Source organism: Arthrobacter sp. Hb9-2, from assembly GCF_059091165.1.
Genome location: NZ_JBNHGJ010000005.1, coordinates 112,950 through 129,685, shown reverse-complemented (window position 1 = coordinate 129,685; position 16,736 = coordinate 112,950). Strand labels below are relative to the sequence as shown.

General features: G+C 65.1%; 19 protein-coding genes. 8 read left to right on the top strand and 11 right to left on the bottom strand.

Translation table 11 applies throughout. The features are described 5' to 3' along the window. Positions 1-26 precede the first annotated feature (26 nt). The 6 genes from AC5RV1_RS05325 to AC5RV1_RS05300 all read left to right on the top strand — a co-directional run bounded on the left by AC5RV1_RS05325 (position 27) and on the right by AC5RV1_RS05300 (position 4,182). Positions 27-968 (top strand): aldo/keto reductase, encoded by a 942-nt coding sequence (locus AC5RV1_RS05325; RefSeq protein WP_493993804.1) that lies wholly within the window; start codon positions 27-29, stop codon positions 966-968. A 165-nt stretch (positions 969-1,133) separates the two neighbouring features. After that, on the top strand, positions 1,134-1,997 hold the full coding sequence (locus tag AC5RV1_RS05320; RefSeq protein WP_493946836.1) for an HpcH/HpaI aldolase/citrate lyase family protein: 864 nt from the start codon (positions 1,134-1,136) through the stop codon (positions 1,995-1,997). A 26-nt stretch (positions 1,998-2,023) separates the two neighbouring features. After that, on the top strand, positions 2,024-2,944 hold the full coding sequence (locus AC5RV1_RS05315; RefSeq protein ID WP_493993791.1) for a DUF2797 domain-containing protein: 921 nt from the start codon (positions 2,024-2,026) through the stop codon (positions 2,942-2,944). A gap of 70 nt (positions 2,945-3,014) precedes the next feature. Then, positions 3,015-3,239: a DUF3188 domain-containing protein gene (locus AC5RV1_RS05310; protein ID WP_493993790.1), complete on the top strand. Its 225-nt coding sequence runs from the start codon at positions 3,015-3,017 to the stop codon at positions 3,237-3,239. A gap of 41 nt (positions 3,240-3,280) precedes the next feature. Then, positions 3,281-3,742 carry an FAS1-like dehydratase domain-containing protein gene (locus AC5RV1_RS05305; protein WP_493946833.1) on the top strand — a complete coding sequence of 154 codons (462 nt, stop codon included), beginning with the start codon at positions 3,281-3,283 and terminating at the stop codon, positions 3,740-3,742. A 2-nt stretch (positions 3,743-3,744) separates the two neighbouring features. Continuing rightward, complete coding sequence (locus AC5RV1_RS05300) at positions 3,745-4,182, top strand: MaoC family dehydratase (RefSeq protein ID WP_493946832.1); 438 nt, start codon at positions 3,745-3,747, stop codon at positions 4,180-4,182. Positions 4,183-4,280: 98 nt separating this feature from the next. On the opposite strand, the gene AC5RV1_RS05295 is transcribed toward AC5RV1_RS05300, so the two are convergent. Continuing rightward, complete coding sequence (locus AC5RV1_RS05295; RefSeq protein ID WP_493993789.1) at positions 4,281-5,267, bottom strand: trypsin-like serine peptidase; 987 nt, start codon at positions 5,265-5,267, stop codon at positions 4,281-4,283. Between the two features lie 194 nt (positions 5,268-5,461). Here AC5RV1_RS05295 and AC5RV1_RS05290 point away from each other — a divergent pair, with 194 nt between their 5' ends. Next, a complete protein-coding gene (locus AC5RV1_RS05290) occupies positions 5,462-6,529 on the top strand; it encodes a UDP-N-acetylmuramate dehydrogenase (RefSeq protein ID WP_493993788.1) in 1,068 nt (355 codons plus the stop codon). On the opposite strand, the gene AC5RV1_RS05285 is transcribed toward AC5RV1_RS05290, so the two are convergent. Beyond that, positions 6,510-7,007: a hypothetical protein gene (locus AC5RV1_RS05285; RefSeq protein ID WP_493946829.1), complete on the bottom strand. Its 498-nt coding sequence runs from the start codon at positions 7,005-7,007 to the stop codon at positions 6,510-6,512. The two genes, AC5RV1_RS05290 and AC5RV1_RS05285, sit on opposite strands and share 20 nt — an antisense overlap. 54 nt (positions 7,008-7,061) lie before the next feature. Here AC5RV1_RS05285 and AC5RV1_RS05280 point away from each other — a divergent pair, with 54 nt between their 5' ends. Next, positions 7,062-8,222: a winged helix DNA-binding domain-containing protein gene (locus AC5RV1_RS05280; RefSeq protein WP_493993787.1), complete on the top strand. Its 1,161-nt coding sequence runs from the start codon at positions 7,062-7,064 to the stop codon at positions 8,220-8,222. Between the two features lie 94 nt (positions 8,223-8,316). Here AC5RV1_RS05280 and asd read toward each other — a convergent pair whose 3' ends face one another. The 9 genes from asd to AC5RV1_RS05235 all read right to left on the bottom strand — a co-directional run bounded on the left by asd (position 8,317) and on the right by AC5RV1_RS05235 (position 16,679). Beyond that, on the bottom strand, positions 8,317-9,459 hold the full coding sequence (asd, locus tag AC5RV1_RS05275) for an aspartate-semialdehyde dehydrogenase (RefSeq protein WP_493993786.1): 1,143 nt from the start codon (positions 9,457-9,459) through the stop codon (positions 8,317-8,319). Positions 9,460-9,595: 136 nt separating this feature from the next. Then, the gene (locus AC5RV1_RS05270) at positions 9,596-10,012 is read right to left on the bottom strand and encodes a hypothetical protein (RefSeq protein ID WP_493946826.1); all 417 of its coding nucleotides are present in this window, start codon (positions 10,010-10,012) and stop codon (positions 9,596-9,598) included. A gap of 1 nt (position 10,013) precedes the next feature. Beyond that, complete coding sequence (locus AC5RV1_RS05265) at positions 10,014-10,655, bottom strand: hypothetical protein (protein WP_493993785.1); 642 nt, start codon at positions 10,653-10,655, stop codon at positions 10,014-10,016. A gap of 23 nt (positions 10,656-10,678) precedes the next feature. Beyond that, complete coding sequence (locus AC5RV1_RS05260) at positions 10,679-11,686, bottom strand: WXG100 family type VII secretion target (RefSeq protein WP_493993784.1); 1,008 nt, start codon at positions 11,684-11,686, stop codon at positions 10,679-10,681. A 109-nt stretch (positions 11,687-11,795) separates the two neighbouring features. Next, positions 11,796-12,014 (bottom strand): NF038396 family protein, encoded by a 219-nt coding sequence (locus AC5RV1_RS05255; RefSeq protein WP_493946823.1) that lies wholly within the window; start codon positions 12,012-12,014, stop codon positions 11,796-11,798. 2 nt (positions 12,015-12,016) lie between these two features. After that, on the bottom strand, positions 12,017-12,601 hold the full coding sequence (locus AC5RV1_RS05250) for a dihydrofolate reductase (protein WP_493946822.1): 585 nt from the start codon (positions 12,599-12,601) through the stop codon (positions 12,017-12,019). Beyond that, the gene (locus tag AC5RV1_RS05245; RefSeq protein WP_493993783.1) at positions 12,598-13,401 is read right to left on the bottom strand and encodes a thymidylate synthase; all 804 of its coding nucleotides are present in this window, start codon (positions 13,399-13,401) and stop codon (positions 12,598-12,600) included. Before AC5RV1_RS05245 ends, AC5RV1_RS05250 begins: the two co-directional genes overlap by 4 nt. 45 nt (positions 13,402-13,446) lie before the next feature. After that, on the bottom strand, positions 13,447-14,418 hold the full coding sequence (locus AC5RV1_RS05240) for an NUDIX hydrolase (RefSeq protein ID WP_493946820.1): 972 nt from the start codon (positions 14,416-14,418) through the stop codon (positions 13,447-13,449). An 11-nt stretch (positions 14,419-14,429) separates the two neighbouring features. Further along, a complete protein-coding gene (locus AC5RV1_RS05235) occupies positions 14,430-16,679 on the bottom strand; it encodes an RNA degradosome polyphosphate kinase (protein WP_493946819.1) in 2,250 nt (749 codons plus the stop codon). Positions 16,680-16,736 lie beyond the last annotated feature (57 nt).

Sequence of the window (16,736 nt, the reverse complement as noted above, 5' to 3'; positions counted from 1 at the left end):
CCCTGCCATCCGGGGCGGCCGGCCTGATGCAGGAACTGATTTATGGCTGCATGGGCCTGGGCGGCAGCTGGTCCGACGAGCCGCATGCCGGCGAGCATGTGGACGAGGCCGCTGCCGCCGTCGAGGCCGCGCTCGATGCCGGCATCACCCTGTTTGACCACGCGGACATCTACCGCAGCGGCAAGTCGGAGGCCGTCTTCGGCGAGGTGCTGAGCGCAACGCCGGGGCTCCGGGACCGCATCCGGCTTCAGACCAAGTGTGGCATCCGGCTGAACGAGCGCGGCCTGCAGACGCATTACGACCTCAGCCGTGCGGCCATCTTGGAGCGGGTCAACAACAGCCTGAAGCGGCTGCGGTCGGAGTATGTGGACGTCCTCCTGCTGCACCGCCCTGACCCCCTGGCGGACCCTGCGGAGGTGGCCGCCGCCGTCGGGCAGCTGATGGCGGAAGGCAAGGTCCGGCAGTTGGGGGTGTCCAACATGTCCGGGGCGCAGATAGAGGCGCTGCAGGACCGGCTGGAAACTCCGGTGGTGGCAAACCAGCTGGAGATGAGCCTGCTCAAGCGGGCATGGCTGGAAAGCCAGGTGCTGGTCAACCACGCCGAGCACCTGGACTACAGCTTCCCGCACGGCACACTGGAATACTGCACCCGGAACTCGATCACCCTGCAGGCCTACGGCTCACTGGCCCGCGGCCTGTACACGGGAGCGGAACCCGACAGCCCGACGTCGGCCGAAGCCGCCACGGGGGAACTGGTGTTGGAGCTGGCCAAGAGGTACGGCAGTTCGGGCGAGGCAGTCCTGCTGGGATGGCTGATGAAGCACCCGGCGGGCATCGCCCCGGTGATCGGAACGGTCAACCCCGGACGCATCCGGGCCTGCGCTGACGCTTCGCGCTTGGCACAGGTAATGAGCAGGGCCGACTGGTACCAGCTGTGGGTGACGGCACGGGGAAGCAACATCCCCTGAACCACCCCAACCGAGTAGCAGCAAGTGCCGTTGTGAGGCGCAGAACGGCACTTGCTGCTACCTACTTTCATCAGGATTGAGTCATATGGGGTTTAGTTCGTATTGAACCTCCCGAGCGGGCCGTTTTCTGCCTCGTGCTGCTTCCAAGACCGATACGGTAGATACATGACGTCTACCATCGCCACCGAGACCGTAAGGCCGGAACGCAATATTCCAGCAGAGATCGCCCGTTCATGGCTCCTTGTTAATGCCATGAAGACCGAGCTTTTTGACCAGTCGGCCGTATCCCGCGCCGACTCGATCATCCTGGATATTGAAGATGCTGTGGACCCTTCGCAGAAGGACCAGGCCCGGGGCCACGTGGTGGACTGGCTCACCGCCGGCGGCAAGGCCTGGGTCCGGATCAACGACGCCACGAGCCCGTTCTGGGCAGATGACTTGGCTGGCCTCCGCGGTACCCCCGGCCTCCTTGGCGTCATGCTGGCCAAGACCGAATCCGCCGACCAAGTGACGGAAAGCTTCCACCGCATGGACGGCAAGACCCCCGTCATCCCTTTGGTGGAATCCGCTGTCGGTATCGAGGAAGCCAACCAGATCGCCAAGGCACAGGGCGCTTTCCGCCTGGCGTTCGGCTCCGGTGACTTCCGCCGCGACACCGGCATGGCCGCCACTGCCGAGGCCATGGCCTACCCGCGCGCCAAGCTCGTGGTAGCCAGCCGCGTCGGCAACCTCCCGGGCCCCATCGACGGCCCCACCGTTGGCACCAACCACCCCATCCTGCGGGAGCAGACCGGCATCACCGTGATGATGGGCATGACCGGCAAGCTCTGCCTGGCCATCGACCAGACCCCCGTCATCAACGAGGTCATCAGCCCCACCCCGTCCGACGTCGCCTGGGCCACCGACTTCATGGCCGACTTCGAAGCCAACGGCCGCGTCATCCGTGACGGCTCCGACCTGCCCCGCCTGGGCCGCGCCGAGAAGATCATGAAGCTCGCGGTAGCCTTTGGGGTGCAGCCCGCGCTGTAGCACCTACATTCATTCCAGGAGACCCCGTGACCGATACCCGTTATCTGGTCCACGGGGTCTTTTGGCCCGCGCCGCCGGCCTCCTGCCCGGTCCTGCGGCTGCAGGCTCCGGACGGCACCTTCCGGGAATTAGCGCTCGACGGCGGTGCCCGCCTGGGCTTCCGGCTCGCCGCCGACGGGAAGTCCTGCCTTGGCCACCACCGCGTGCACGGTCCCGAGCACCGGGACCACGTCCTGTGCCCCGGCCGATCTCCGGCGGCCCGCGGGCACCAGTGTGAGCGGTGCTTTGTTGCGGACGATTTCCGGCTTATGCACGACTTCCACCGGGACGGCCGGGTTCCGCCGGGCCTGCGCAGCTACCTGATGCAGCCGCACTGGCTTTACGTTGCCACCTTCGCTGCCGGGGCAACCAAGGTGGGTACGGCATCAGATCTCCGAAAGTGGCAGCGGCTCGCCGAACAGGGGGCCGTGGTGGCCAGCTACGTCGCCCGTGCCGCTGACGGGCGCGTGGTGCGGCTGCTGGAGGACATGGTGACGCGCGACGGCGGGCTTCCACAGCAGGTGCGGTCAGCCGCCAAGGCTGCGGCCCTGGCCACTCCGGCTTCTGCGTCCTGGCTCACCCAACGCAACACCTTGCACGCAACCACCGCACGCCGGGTCATTTCCGCAGCAGGGCTGGACGGTTTCGAGGTGGTGGACGAAGGCTGGAACCGGCCCGGACTCGCGCAGCGGCTTTGCTCCGGAACCGCCCGCCACGCCTACCCCCACACGCTGGCTTCCGGGCAGCACGGGTTCACCATCCGGTCCGCGGCCGGAAGCTTTGTCCTGGCAGCCCTCAATGACGCCGATCTGGAATTCGTGGTGGACCTTGGCCAGCTGAAGGGCCGCACCATCGAACTGGGCCAGTACAGCTCCACAGTGCCGGCAGTCCAAGAGGCGCTGTTCTGACTCCGGCACTGCTGCCCGCCCGCCACCGGCGCACTCCGGTAACGGCGGCTCGTCCCGGTAGAATGGCAAGGTGCTGAACGAATTCTGGGCCACCGCGCCAACCCGCTACAAAGTCCTGGTCTTCGGCGCGATGGGACTGATCGCCGTCGGCATCATCCTGAACCTGGTGGGCAACACCAGCGGCAACTCCGCCCTCGCCACCGCATCCCTGCCGCTGATCGGGTTGGGCCTGATTCTGCACATCGCCGGGATCGTGGTCCGTGGCCAGAGCATCCGCAAGAACCTGCGCCGGTAACCTTTCGAGCGGCTCCGGAGCCTGACGATAGGCTTGGGCCCATGACTATCAATCCGGACCTGCAGGGCAGAAGCTACCCTGCCGCAGAGGTGTACGACGTTGGCCGCGAGAAAATCCGCGAATTTGCCCGCGCCGTCAAAGCCACCCATCCTGCACACTTCGATGTTGACGCCGCCAAAGCCCTGGGCCACACCGACCTTGTTGCCCCGCCAACGTTTGCCATCATCATTGCCCAGCGCGCTGACGCCCAGCTCATTGAGGATCCGGAGGCAGGTATCGACTTCTCGCGCGTGGTCCACGCCGACCAGCGCTTCACCCACCACCGGCCCATCCTCGCCGGGGACCGCCTGGTTGCGGAGCTTCACGTGGACGGTGTCCGTGCCATGGGCGGCGGCGCGATGATCACCACGCGTTCGGAGATCTTCGCCCTTGGCGCGGATGACTCCCGGGAACCGGTCACCACCACCACGTCGTCCATCCTGGTCCGCGGAGAGGGACAGTAACCATGAGCCCCACGTTCAACGAACTCACGGCCGGCCAGGAAATCGGCAGCCGCACCATCGAGGTCACCCGCACCGACCTGGTCAAGTACGCCGGTGCTTCCGGCGACTTCAACCCCATCCACTGGAACGAGGCCTTTGCCACGGGCGTGGAGCTGCCCGGCGTCATTGCGCACGGCATGTTCACCATGGGCTCCGCCGTGCAGCTGGTCACTGACTGGGCAGGCGACCCGGCCGCCGTCGTCGACTTCCAGACCCGCTTCACCAAGCCGGTCCTGGTCACCGACACCACCGGGACCGCCGAACCCGGCGCCACTATCGAGGTCAGCGGCACCATCGGAAAGCTCGACGCCGAGGCCGGCACCGCGCGTGTTGACCTCACCGTGGTTTCCGCCGGGCAGAAAGTCCTGATGAAGGCCCAGGCCGTCGTCCGCCTTTCCTGAGGCCCCGCTGCCATCAGGCGCAGGTGTACAAAAGGACTGAGGGAGGCTGCCCCGGGGCAGCCTCCCTCAGTCCTTTTTCATGACAATGCTGCCCGGGTTCAGGAAGCCGAGGCGGCGGCGTTGTAGGTCGACTGAATGACAGAACCCCAGTATGGTCCGTACATCTTGGTGGAATTGCTCCCATAACCGTAGCTGTTGACCGAGTTTTGATACCCGCCGGACGAGCTGCCGATGAACCAGGGACCACCTGAGGAACCGCCGGTCATGTTGCACGGGATTCCTTGGGAGTTGAACTGCGGGTTGTAGGGATCGTTGGTTGCTGTGCCCGTGCAGCTCTTGAGCGATTCTCCATTGAAGGGTGCTGCTGCCGGATAGCCGAATGCCTTGTAGCTGAGGCCGCGGGCGGCATTGAACCGGACGCCGGAGGCTCCGACGACGTCTGCAAGGTTGCGGCCGTTCAGCTGTGACATGACGGCGAACCCTGTGTCGTACTGCATGCTGCCCGACGAGCTCCACTGGGTAGGAGCATAGAGGGCTTTGGCCGTCCACTTGCCGTAGGGTGCTGAGCCATTGAGATAGGCAGGCACGAAGGTGAACCTGGTTGCGAACGCGCCAGGGCCTTCATTGAGGCAGTGGCCCGCTGTGGAAACAGTGTTTCTGTTGCCCGACGCCACCGAGTTTGCCGAGCAGACATAGTCCGCTCCGCCCAGGGTAAAGAACACCTTGCCGATGTGCGGCACCGGGTTCTCGCTGGCATTCACCAGCGGTTGGACTGAGGGGTCCGAACCCTTGATTCTGCTTTCAGCTCCCTTACCGACTGCTTCGTCGGCGTACGGAGTGTTGGCCTTCTGCCGCGCCAGTGCCTTCTTCGCCAGCACTTCGCCGGGTATGGCTGCCCGCATGCGTTCCGACGTCCAGTAGTCGGGGTCGGCAGTGCCGGCAGTCCTGGTGCTGCTCACGCCGTGAACTTCCTTGTGCTCCGGAGCAGGGGGTGCCGCCGTGGCGCCGCCTGCCGAGGCGAGGGTCAATAGTGCGGCTGTGGATAGGCTCATGAGGCTCGTGGCCAGAGTCCTGGATATTGTCATAGCTGTCCTATGCGTTTGCCGGGAAGCGAACCCTTGTATGTGATCCGCTGGGGTTGAAACTACGCAGGTATGACAAGTTTGTAAATATCTAATACTGGTTTTGTTTCTTAATTATCGATCTTGTTAATCGCCGATCGGATCCAGATGGTGGTGCCGCCCAGGGCCCCCTTGAGTTTGCCTAGTATTGTGGTCTGGTGACTTCCACCCTGCTTTCCCAGCTCACCACGGCCGCCGTCGGCGGCCCGGCCGCTGCCTACATCGAGGCACGGACCGAGTCTGAGATCATCAACGCCGTCCGCAACGCCGATGCAGCCAGTGAGCCGCTGCTGATCCTCAGCGGTGGCTCCAACCTGCTGATTTCCGACGACGGGTTCCCCGGCACGGTGGTGAGGATCGTCTCTGAAGGGTTTACCGTCAACGCGGAGGACTCCTGCGGAGGCGTTGCCGTGGTGGTTCAGGCAGGGCACAACTGGGACAAGCTGGTGGAGCACGCCGTTCTTCACGCCTGGTCCGGGGTCGAGGCCCTCGCCGGCATCCCGGGCTCAACCGGCGCAACCCCGGTGCAGAACGTGGGCGCCTACGGCTCGGACGTTTCCCAGACCATCGCTGTTGTCCGCACCTGGGACCGGGAGCGGAATGCCGTGAAAACCTTCACCAATTCGGAGCTGAAGTTCGGGTACCGGGACTCCATCCTGAAGCAGACCACGGTTAACGGCTCGCCCCGCTACGTGGTTCTCACCGTTGAGTTTCAACTGCCCCTGGGGCGGATGAGCGCCCCCATCCGGTACGCGGAACTGGCACGATCGCTGGGGGTGGAGCAGGGCAAGCGCGCCTACTCCACTGACGTGCGCCGGGAAGTGCTCCGACTGCGTGCTTCGAAGGGCATGGTCTTGGATCCCGAGGACCGGGACACGTACTCCACGGGTTCCTTCTTCACCAACCCCATCGTCCCGGCCGAGGTTGCCGCTGCGCTTCCGGAAGGGGCGCCCCGGTACCCCGCAGGCCAGGACGGGCTGGTGAAGCTTTCCGCTGCGTGGCTGATCGACCAATCCGGCTTCAGCAAAGGCTTTGGCCTGGAGCCCGGGAGCGTCAGCGGGGGCCGTGCGTCCCTGTCCACAAAGCACACCCTGGCCATCACCAACCGCGGCTCGGCCAGTGCGGCGGACGTGGTGGCGGTGGCGCGGGAGGTGCGTTCCGGGGTCGAACAGCGCTTTGGCATCACACTGCACCCGGAACCACTGCTTATCGGCTTGGAACTGTAGCCCGCGGTTCAGTGGGAGCCCCGGTGGAAGTTCCGCCCGTTGCCTCGGTGCCGAGTCCCATAACCGCCGAGGCCCAGCCGGCGCTGGCCAGATAGAGCCCCATAAACAGCCAGACGAGCAGGCCAGGGGCCAGCGGGTTTGCGGTGCCGGCCACCACGCAGGTCGCCAAACCGCCGGCGGCGATGGCGATGGACAGCACCCAGAGAACCTTTCCGGCCCGGGGGTGCCGCCGCCAGTCGCGGAACACCCGCAGCCCGTTGCGGCTCACGCTGATAGCCGGGAAGAGCACCGCGTAGCCGCCGCCCAGGCATAGGGCCAGGGACGGTAAAAGGAGCAGGGGATCGGAGCTGCCGCTCTCCACAAAGCCGGGCAAGGAAGCCACCCCCAGGACTGTTCCCGCCAGGACGGAAACTGTCCCGCCAAGCATCCACTGCTTCGTTCTTAAATCAAGCAACTGCCACAAACTCCCCAAAGTCATGCCTCTACCCTAATGGTCCGTGCCGCAGGCCGGTCCGGAGCCTAGGATGGGCCCATGGCTGCAAGGGTGGGGAACCGTGTTGACCGCCGAACCATGGGCAGGCTGCGGCTGGTGTCCCAACGGCTGGTGTCCCAACGGCTGGTGTCCCAACGGCTGGTGCCGCTTCCGGCCGTGCCACCCGCCCCTGACGTCTCCGGGTCTGTAGCCGGGACGGTCCGGTGGATGACAGCAATGCAGGCCCAGGACCTGCAGGCAGCGATCTGGGCTGTGGGCGCCAGGGTACCGGGAGTGGGTTTGAGTGATGTCCGGTCCGCCCTCGATTCGGGTGCTGTGGTCCGGTCGTGGCCGATGCGCGGCACATTGCACTTCGTGGCGCCTGAGGATCTGCACTGGATGCTGGACCTCACTGCAGAGCGGTTAACGAAGAGTATCGCCGCCCGGCACCGCGAACTGGGCATCACGTGGGCGGACATCGAGAAGTGCCGGGGCATTGCGCTGGAACGGCTTGCCGGGGGCGGGGCTGCCAGCCGGGCGGAGCTCTTCCAGGTGTTCGACGCCGCGGGGCAGCCTACCGAGGGCCAGCGGGGCATCCACATCCTGGGAACATTGTGCCGGCACGGCTGGCTGGTGCAGGGGCCGCTGGCCGGGAACCAGCAGCTGATGGTGGGCTTCGAAGACTGGATTCCGGTGTCGCGGAAACTGGAGCGGCAGCAGGCCGTCGCGGAGTTTCTGCTGCGCTACTTCCGCAGCCATGGTCCGGCAACGGTCCGGGACTTCGCCTGGTGGACGCAGCTTCCCCTGACCGAGGTCCGGGCGGCGTTCGAGGACGTTAGAGGGCAACTCGTGGAGCTTGAGTTCGAGGGCACAAGCTACTGGCTTTCCGCGGAGACGGCGTCCCTGCTCGACTCCGGTGTACCCGGCCAGCGGTCCGTGCTCCTGCTGCCTGGCTTTGACGAGTTCGTGCTGGGCTATATGGACCGGAGCCTGGTCCTGGCGCCCGAGCACGCCAACAAGATCGTCCCTGGCGGTAACGGCGTCTTCAAGAAAACCTTGGCGGCCGGGGGAGAAGTGATAGGCACCTGGGCCGTCGAGGGCAAAGGCCAGCGCGCCGCCGTCGTGCCTGGGCTGTTCGACGACGCCCGGCCGCTCGGTCCGGCAGCACAGGCCGCCTTCGACCGCGCAGCCCGGAGCTACCTCAAGTTCCTGGAAGGCTGACGGGCTGCACTGCACGCGCAGCCCTGCCCCGCATAAGCGGTCCGGGCGGGACCGTTCGTGCGGGGCAGGGCCGCTATCAATGGCAGCTGGCGGGTTACAGGTTCCCGGTGGCGATGTTGAGCATGCGGCGCAGCGGCTCGGCGGCGCCCCAGAGGAGCTGGTCGCCCACGGTGAAGGCGCTGATGTACTGCGGGCCCATCTCCATCTTGCGGATGCGGCCTACGGGGATATCCAGGGTGCCTGAGGCGGCGACGGGCGTCAGCTCCGCCATGGAGGCTTCCTTGGTGTTCGGAACCACCTTGGCCCACTGGTTGTCCTCGTCCAGGAGCTTCTCGATCTCGGCGACGGACAGGTCCTCGCGGAGTTTGAGGGTGAGGGCCTGGGAGTGGGACCGCATGGCGCCAATGCGGACGCAGAGTCCGTCCATGATCACGCGGTTTTCCTCGCCGGTGCCCAGGATCTTGTTGGTCTCCACCCCGGCCTTCCACTCTTCCTTGGACTGTCCATTGCCGAGGTCGGCGTCGATCCATGGGATGAGGGAGCCGGCAAGCGGCACGCCGAACTGCGTGGCATCGATGCCGGTGCGCTGGTGGGCAAGGACTTTGCGGTCGATGTCCAATATGGCCGACGCCGGGTCGTCCAGTTCCGAGCTGACCTCGGCGTTGAGCGTACCGAACTGGCTGAGGAGCTCACGCATGTGCCGGGCACCGCCGCCGGAGGCAGCCTGGTAGGTCATGGAGGTGCCCCACTCCACCAGTCCGTTCTTGAACAGGCCGCCAAGGCCCATAAGCATGCAGGACACGGTGCAGTTGCCGCCGATGAAGTCCTTGGTGCCGTTCACCAGGCCCTTGTCGATGACGTCCCTGTTGATGGGGTCCAGGACGATGATCGAATCGTCGTTCATGCGCAAGGTGGACGCGGCGTCGATCCAGAGGCCGTCCCACCCGCGGCCGCGGAGCTCACCGTGGACCTGCTTGGTGTAATCGCCGCCCTGGGCGGTGACAATAATGGGCAGCTTCGCGAGGGTGTTGATGTCGAACGCGTTCTCGAGCTTGCCGGCGCTGCCTTCTGCTATACCAGCAAGCGACGGCGCGGCACCTCCCGCGTTCGAGGTGGAGAAGAACACCGGGTTGATGTTGGCGAAGTCGCCTTCGTCCTGCATGCGCTGCATCAGGACGGAACCGACCATGCCGCGCCATCCGACCAGGCCGACGGAAGGGGTAGCTGCTGTAGTCATCCGTCCAGTTTAGACGCCGGAACAGGCAGGGCGCAGTCGGTTACGTCACTCTGGCGGCTGCGAACGGGGCCCGACCTGGAGTCGATCGAAGACCAGGCTGCCACTACCTGTCGAACTGGTGGCGGCGGAACCAGGGTCACTGGGACACATGGCCGGCGCCGGGCTCGGGGGCGCCCCGCTCTTTGCGTACCTGGGTGGCGCGGTGCTCGTCACGGGCCAGGCCAAAGGTGTACCAGGCACCCAGCCCCGCCAGGGCAGAGAGGATAAGTGCCGCCCAAAACGGCGGCTCACCCTGCGCCAGGGGCATTAGCAGTATTAGCCACGAGGCACCGAACAAAAGGCCCAGCACGGCTGTAAGGATCCCCATGCCCCACCAGGACCGCACCTGTACCTGTCCACGGCCTGGCGAAAAACCAATTTCGTCGCTGGGGTAGCTGTGCAGCTCACCGGTATCCGTTTTTCGAAGGACGCGTTTTTCGCCCCGGGCGAGGGCCTGCTTGTGTTCGGCATAGACGTCGTCGTTGCGGCGTTCGCGGTCACGGTCGAATGGCATGTCAGTCCTGACGGATGGTGCGGATCTGGGCAAGGAGAGCGGCGTCATCAAGCCCGGCGGTTTCAGAAATATCCTGCTGCCCGCGGCTGGAGGTGGCGACGGTCCATGTTCCCTCGTCCTTCTTTACATAAAGGGTTTGGCCGGTGGCCTCCTCGCGGCGGCGCAGCGTGGCGCCGCCCTGGGGGTTGTCGCGCAGGTGCTGCTTGACTACCAGGAGATTGGTTTCAGCGGCGGTAAGATCAGGCCGCTGTGCCATGGCCCACCACGTGAAGTAGGCGCGGGGCTGGAAAATCAGCTGGATGTCAGGGCTTTCGACTCCGATGACGCTGTCGCCGCCCTCCGGGGTGAGCAACGAAATTTCCATGCGGCGGGTAGCGGAAGAGAGCGCCGTAGCGATGGCGGCGGTGGGCCCCGCTACGGCAAGCTTCCCGTCGGCTTCGGCTGTAGCAAGGCCACGGGCCACCAGCGACGAGGCGCCGGCGCTGATCAAGTCGGTGTTGCCCAGGTAGCTGTCCACCCGTAACGCCTCGGCGCTCAAGACGGAGGCATCCCCGCCCTGGAGGCTGGCAAGGGTGGCAATTTCAGCAAAACCAAAACCGAGCGCGTCCGGTACGGCTGTTGTTTCCGTTGGGGTTTCAGTCATCGTCAATGCCTCTCGTTGTGTACTCAGAACCCAAAGAAGTCACCGACCTTTTCGGCCGCGTCTCCAGCGCCTTCCCAGGCTGCCTCGGCGCCGTCGGCGATGGATCCTCCGATGCCATTCACTGTTTCCTTGACGATGGGAACATTGTCGTAAATGGCCAGGGCGCCGGAGGCCACCATGGCTGCCGTGCCCACAGGAGGCGGCGCGAAGCTTGCCACGCCCAGTCCTGCCTTGATGCCAGAGTAAACGGCACCTCCGGCGTCCCCTTCGCTGATGTTGTTGACCGTATCCAGCAGGTCAAGGCCAACGCCGACACCTCCGAGGACTTTGCCGCCCACCTCGAAGAACGTGGCGGCCTTACCGCCGTCGGCAAGATTCAGCGCTGTATCCCACCTGCCGTCGAACAACTCCGAGGACGTGTTGAAGTACTGGCTCAGGATGTTCGAATCCTGGAATGCCCTTGCTACCTCGCGGAAGTCCTTGGAGAAGAATTCGCCGACAGAGTCGGCCTTGCCAATGAAAGCGCCAAGATCGAACAGGCCAGCCCGTAAGTTGGGGAAGGCCTTGGTCAGGTTGTAGATGTCCCAGCCGTCGCGAAACGGGGAATCGGGGTCGGCTATCCAATCCGGTCCCCATGGATTATCGGATGGCGAGCGGCCCGTGCCCTGGCCACCGACGCTGCCTGGCACGCCCGTACCGGGTCCGCCCGTGCCAGGCCCGGCGCTCCTGCCAGGCCCGGCGCTCCTGCCAGCCCCGCCGGTGCTGCTCGCCCTGTCCTGCTCTTCGGCATGGGTGAGCAGGAGCTTGGACTCCTGCTTCAGGCGTGCCGCAGTTTTCTGCAGGAGTGTACGGTGGCTGCCGTTCCAATCGGACCTGAAGTGCTCGGCGTCCTGGCCCTTCCACGCCGGCGTGTTGTTGATCTGGCCGCTTAGCTGCGTGGACTGCTGCAGCAACAGGTCGGCCGTCTTACTGAACTGCCGTGCCAGCGTGCGCAGCTGGTCGACGTCCGCGCCCCACAGATTTCCTGACACCTGGCTTCCCCCAATATTCGAGCAGCTCCTGACGGCTGCAGGCCCAGCCTAGTAACAACCTGGTTCGGGCGCGATGGGGTGGTCTCCCCATGACCCGGACTTACGTCGGCTAGTGGCGCTCCGGTTCCTCCAGCACGGCTGCTTTCCGGGCGCGCAGGGCAAAGAACGCGCCGAAGGCGAACACCTGCGTCACCACGACGAGCACAATGGCCCCGGCGATCTTGTTGCCGCCCAGGACCATCGTGAGCCCAACGATGGCGGACAGTAGCGCCAGCAGGGGGAGCAGCATGTAGCCCAGCACAAAAAGGGTTTCCGGTTTCTTCAACATTCCTAGCCCTCAGTCCTTGACCATTTAGTAAACCTGTAGCGTGTGCCGTTGGCGCCGGTCAGCCAGCCGTCCGGCGGGACGGAGGCGGACGCTTCCCAACTGGTGCCAAGCTCGGGGGCGAAAGTGTCGCCGTCGGAATCGACGTCGATGGTGGTGACCACCGCGACGTTGGCGAGCTCGGTGGACTGGCGGAAAATCTCGCCGCCGCCCAGGATCCAGACGGTTTCGCCGCCGTCGACGAACTGGGACTCAAGCAACGCGTCATCAAGGGAGGAGACCACGACGGCGCCTTCCGCCTCGGGCGTGTCGGCCCAGCTTTTCTGCCGGGTGATCACGATGTTGGTCCGGCCGGGCAGGGGTCGGTACTTCTCCGGAAAGGACAGCCAGGTCTTGCGGCCCATCACTACGGGGTGGCCCATGGTCAGCCGGTTGAAGTGCTTGAGGTCCTCGGGCAGGTGCCAGGGCATGTCGCCGTCTTTGCCGATGACCCCGTCGGGCGTCTGGGCCCATACCAGTCCCACGCCCGTCACCGACGCTGCCAGTTCCTCCGTGAAGGACTGCGGATCGGTCGAATTCTCCGTGCTCATACCGCGATCGGAGCCTTGATAGTGGGGTGGTGCTGGTAGCCCACCACTTCGAAGTCGTCCAGGGTGTAGTCGAAGATCGAGGCCGGTTTCCGGATGATTTTCAGCTGCGGGTACTCGTACGGCTGCCGGTCCAGCTGCTTGAGGACCTGGTCCATGTGGTTCTCGTAGATGTGCACGTCGCCGCCGGTCCAGACGAATTCGCCCGGCTCGAGTCCCACCTGCTGTGCCACCATGCAGGTGAGCAGCGCATAGGAGGCGATATTGAACGGCACGCCCAGGAACATGTCTGCGGAGCGCTGGTACAGCTGGCATGAGAGCTTGCCGTCGGCCACGTAGAACTGGAAGAACGCGTGGCACGGCGGCAGTGCCATGTCATCGAGTTCGGCGACGTTCCAGGCCGAGACGATGTGCCGGCGGGAGTCCGGATTGGATTTCAGGTTCTCGATGAGTTCGGCAATTTGGTCGATGTGCCCGCCGTCCGGGGTGGGCCAGCTGCGCCACTGGACGCCGTAGACGGGTCCCAGGTCGCCGTCGGCGTCGGCCCACTCATTCCAGATGGTGACGCCCTGGTCCTGCATCCATTTCACGTTCGTTTCGCCGCGCAGGAACCACAGGAGCTCTACTGCCACGGACTTGAAATGGACCCGCTTGGTGGTGATCAGCGGAAAACTCGTGGCCAGGTCAAAGCGCATTTGGCGCCCGAAAACGCTGGTGGTTCCGGTTCCAGTGCGGTCCGATTTGTGCGTGCCGGAAGCCAGGACATCGCGCAGGAGGTCTTCATAAGGCGTTGGGATGCTCACGGCTCAAGTCTACTTTGGTTGCCAACGCCGCCAGCCCAGCCGCACCTAGTCATCAAAAGGCTTGAACTGCTCCACGGCAACAATCCGGTTCTTACCGCCCGGAGCCACATGGCACACCACCAGTTCGCCGGGGGACAGGTACGGCTCGTCCGCCGGCAGGAGGGCGCCCAGGTGCGACGACATGTGTTTGGCCAGCTGCCCGAACACGGTGGGCAGCGCCGGGCGGTGGGTGCAGACGGCGACTGGACGCTGCTTATCGAGCAGGGCCTCGATGACTGCCGCGGTCTTCTTGGGACTCCGTTGGTGCCGGTGCTCCGTCAGGGCTTCGGCCAGTTTCACCTTCGCGCCGGTTGCCTTGGCATACGGCGCAACTGTGGCGACGCACCGGAGCCACGGGCTGGTGACAACCCGGGGCGGCTTCCACGCCTGAAGCAGCCGGCCGACAGCCTGGGCCTGGCGCGTTCCGGTGGCAGCCAACGGCCGCTCGCCTTCCGCCTTGGTCCATGACGAGCGGGGTTTGGCTTTTGCGTGGCGGACAACCAGGAGGGGCCAGGTGTCCAGTTCCCCACGCTCATGGGCCTGGCGCAGGCACTCCAGGGGCTCGACGTCGGACGGGTTGGAAAGCAGCTTGGCCGCCTTTTCCGGGGCGCACCACATCACACTGTCCACCTCTTTGCCGTCCGGTACCAGCCTTCCGCCACCGTTGACTTTGACGGCCCAGTAATGGACGACCTTCAGGCCGGACGCTACGTGGTAGTGGATGGGCGGCAGGGGAATCCCCAAGGGCGCGTCCAGCCCGATCTCCTCCCGGACTTCGCGGACGGCGCATTCGGGGACGGTCTCGCCGTCGTCGATCTTGCCCTTTGGCCAGGACCAGTCGTCGTAGCGGGGGCGGTGGATCAGCAGGACTTCAAGCTGGTCCTTCGTGACCCTCCAGGGCAGGGCGCCGGCGGCAGTGACTGCTACCGGTTCTCCTGGGTGGTCTGTCTGGTCTGCTACGAGTGCGTCGCTCGACAAAACAGCAGCCCTTACCGTCGGCTCAGGCTGCGCTGCCGAGGCCGCGACGCCAGCAGGAAGGACTGGACGTCCTCAAGTTTCCTGCCGTCGTCGGCCAGATGGTGACGTGACCAGTTCCCCTCGTTGTCCAGGTGCCAGCTCGCGGTTTCCGGGGCCATGTAGCGGCGCAACAGGTCCAGGACATAGTTGATGTCATCGGGAGCGGCCAGTTGGACCAGGGCCTCTACCCGTCGGTCCAGGTTGCGGTGCATCATGTCCGCGGACCCGATATACACCACCGGATCCCCGCCGTTGGCGAAGGCGAACACGCGGGAATGCTCCAGGAACCTGCCCAGGACGGAGCGGACGGTGATGTTGTCGCTGAGCCCTGGCACTCCCGGGCGCAGCGAGCAGATGCCGCGGACCACGACGTCCACCTTTACCCCGGCCTGGGATGCCCGGTACAGCGAATCGATGATGGCCTCGTCCACCATGGAGTTGACCTTGATCTGGACGCGGGCCGGCAGCCCGGCGCGGGCGTTCCGGATCTCAGTTTCGATCCGGTCGATCAGCCCGGAACGCACCGAACGCGGCGCAACCAGAAGCCGCTTGAAAGTTGACTTGGGGGCGTAACCGGAGAGCTGGTTGAAGAGCTTGGAAAGGTCCTCGCCCACCTGGTCGTTCGCGGTTAGGAGGCCCAGGTCCTCGTAGTAGCGGGCCGTACGCGGATGGTAGTTGCCTGTCCCGATGTGGCAGTAGCGGCGCAGCCCGTCCACTTCCTGGCGCACCACCAGTGAGAGCTTGCAGTGGGTCTTCAGGCCCACGATGCCGTACACCACGTGCACGCCGGCCTGTTCCAGCTTTCGGGCCCAGGAGATGTTCGCCTGTTCGTCAAACCTTGCCTTGATCTCCACCAGGGCCAGGACCTGCTTGCCGGCCTCGGCCGCATCGATCAGCGCATCAACGATGGGGGAGTCGCCGGAGGTGCGGTACAGGGTCTGCTTGATGGCCTGGACCTTGGGGTCCGCTGCGGCCTGCTCAAGGAAGGCCTGGACCGAGGTGGAAAACGAGTCGTACGGGTGATGGAGCAGGATGTCCCGGCGGCGCATCGCCGCAAAGACGTTGGCAGCCTTGGAGGTCTCGGACTCGTTCAGGTACCGGGAGGTATGTGGAACGTGCTTGGGGTAGTGCAGGTCGGCGCGGTCAATGCCCGCAATCACCGACAGGCCCCGGAGGTCCAGCGGGGCCGGGACCGAGTAGACCTCGGATTCCTCGACGCCCAGTTCCCGGATCAGCAGCGCCCGGATGTTGGGGTTGATGTCGTTGGTGACCTCCAGCCGCACAGGGGGGCCGAAGCGGCGGCGCAGCAATTCCTTTTCGAGCGCCTGCAGCAGGTTCTCGGCGTCGTCCTCTTCAACCTCCACATCCTCGTTCCGGGTGACCCGGAAGGTGTGGTGTTCCAGGACCTCCATCCCGGCAAACAGCTTGTCCAAGTGAACGGCAATGACTTCCTCAAGCGCGATGAAGCGCGCCACCCGGCCGGCTACCGCTCCGGCACGCGGGCCGTCGATGGATATGAGCCGCGGCAGCTGGTCCGGCACCTTGACGCGGGCGAACAGCTCCTTGTCGCTGACCGGGTTCCGCACCACGACGGCCAGGTTGAGGGAGAGACCCGAAATGTAGGGGAACGGGTGCGCCGGGTCCACCGCCAGGGGCGTCAGGATGGGGAACACCTTTTCGGCGAACATCTGGCTGAGCTGCTGCTTGGCCGCATCATCGAGTTCGTCCCAGTGCATGAGGTGTATATGCTCGTACGCCAGGGCCGGACGGATCTGTTCTGCGAAGACCCGCGCGTGGCGCTGCTGGAGCCGGTGGGCTTCCTCCCCGATTTTTTCAAGCACTTCCACCGGGCTCAGGCCCGCGGGGGACGGGACCGCCAGTCCCGTTGCGATGCGCCGCTTCAGGCCGGCCACGCGGACCATAAAGAACTCGTCCAGGTTTGACGCGAAAATAGACAGGAAGCTCACCCGTTCCAACAGGTGCAGGGAAGCGTCTTCGGCGAGCTCAAGGACCCTCGAGTTGAAGCTGAGCCAGCTCAGTTCCCGGTCAAGGAAGCGGTCCGGCCGGATGTCGCCCTCAGGTTCCAGGTTGGGCGCAAAATCCGGAATGTCGATCCGGTCCTGCGTGGCCCGCGACGCCGGAACCTCCGAGGAGCCGAATCGGGCGCGCACAGGGACTGGAGTCTCCTGGGACGTGGCTGCTCCGGAAGGTTCCGGGTTCATGGCATCTCCTTTACCTGGCGCTTGAACTGCCGTTTCCGGCCGGCGCGGTTCTGTTTC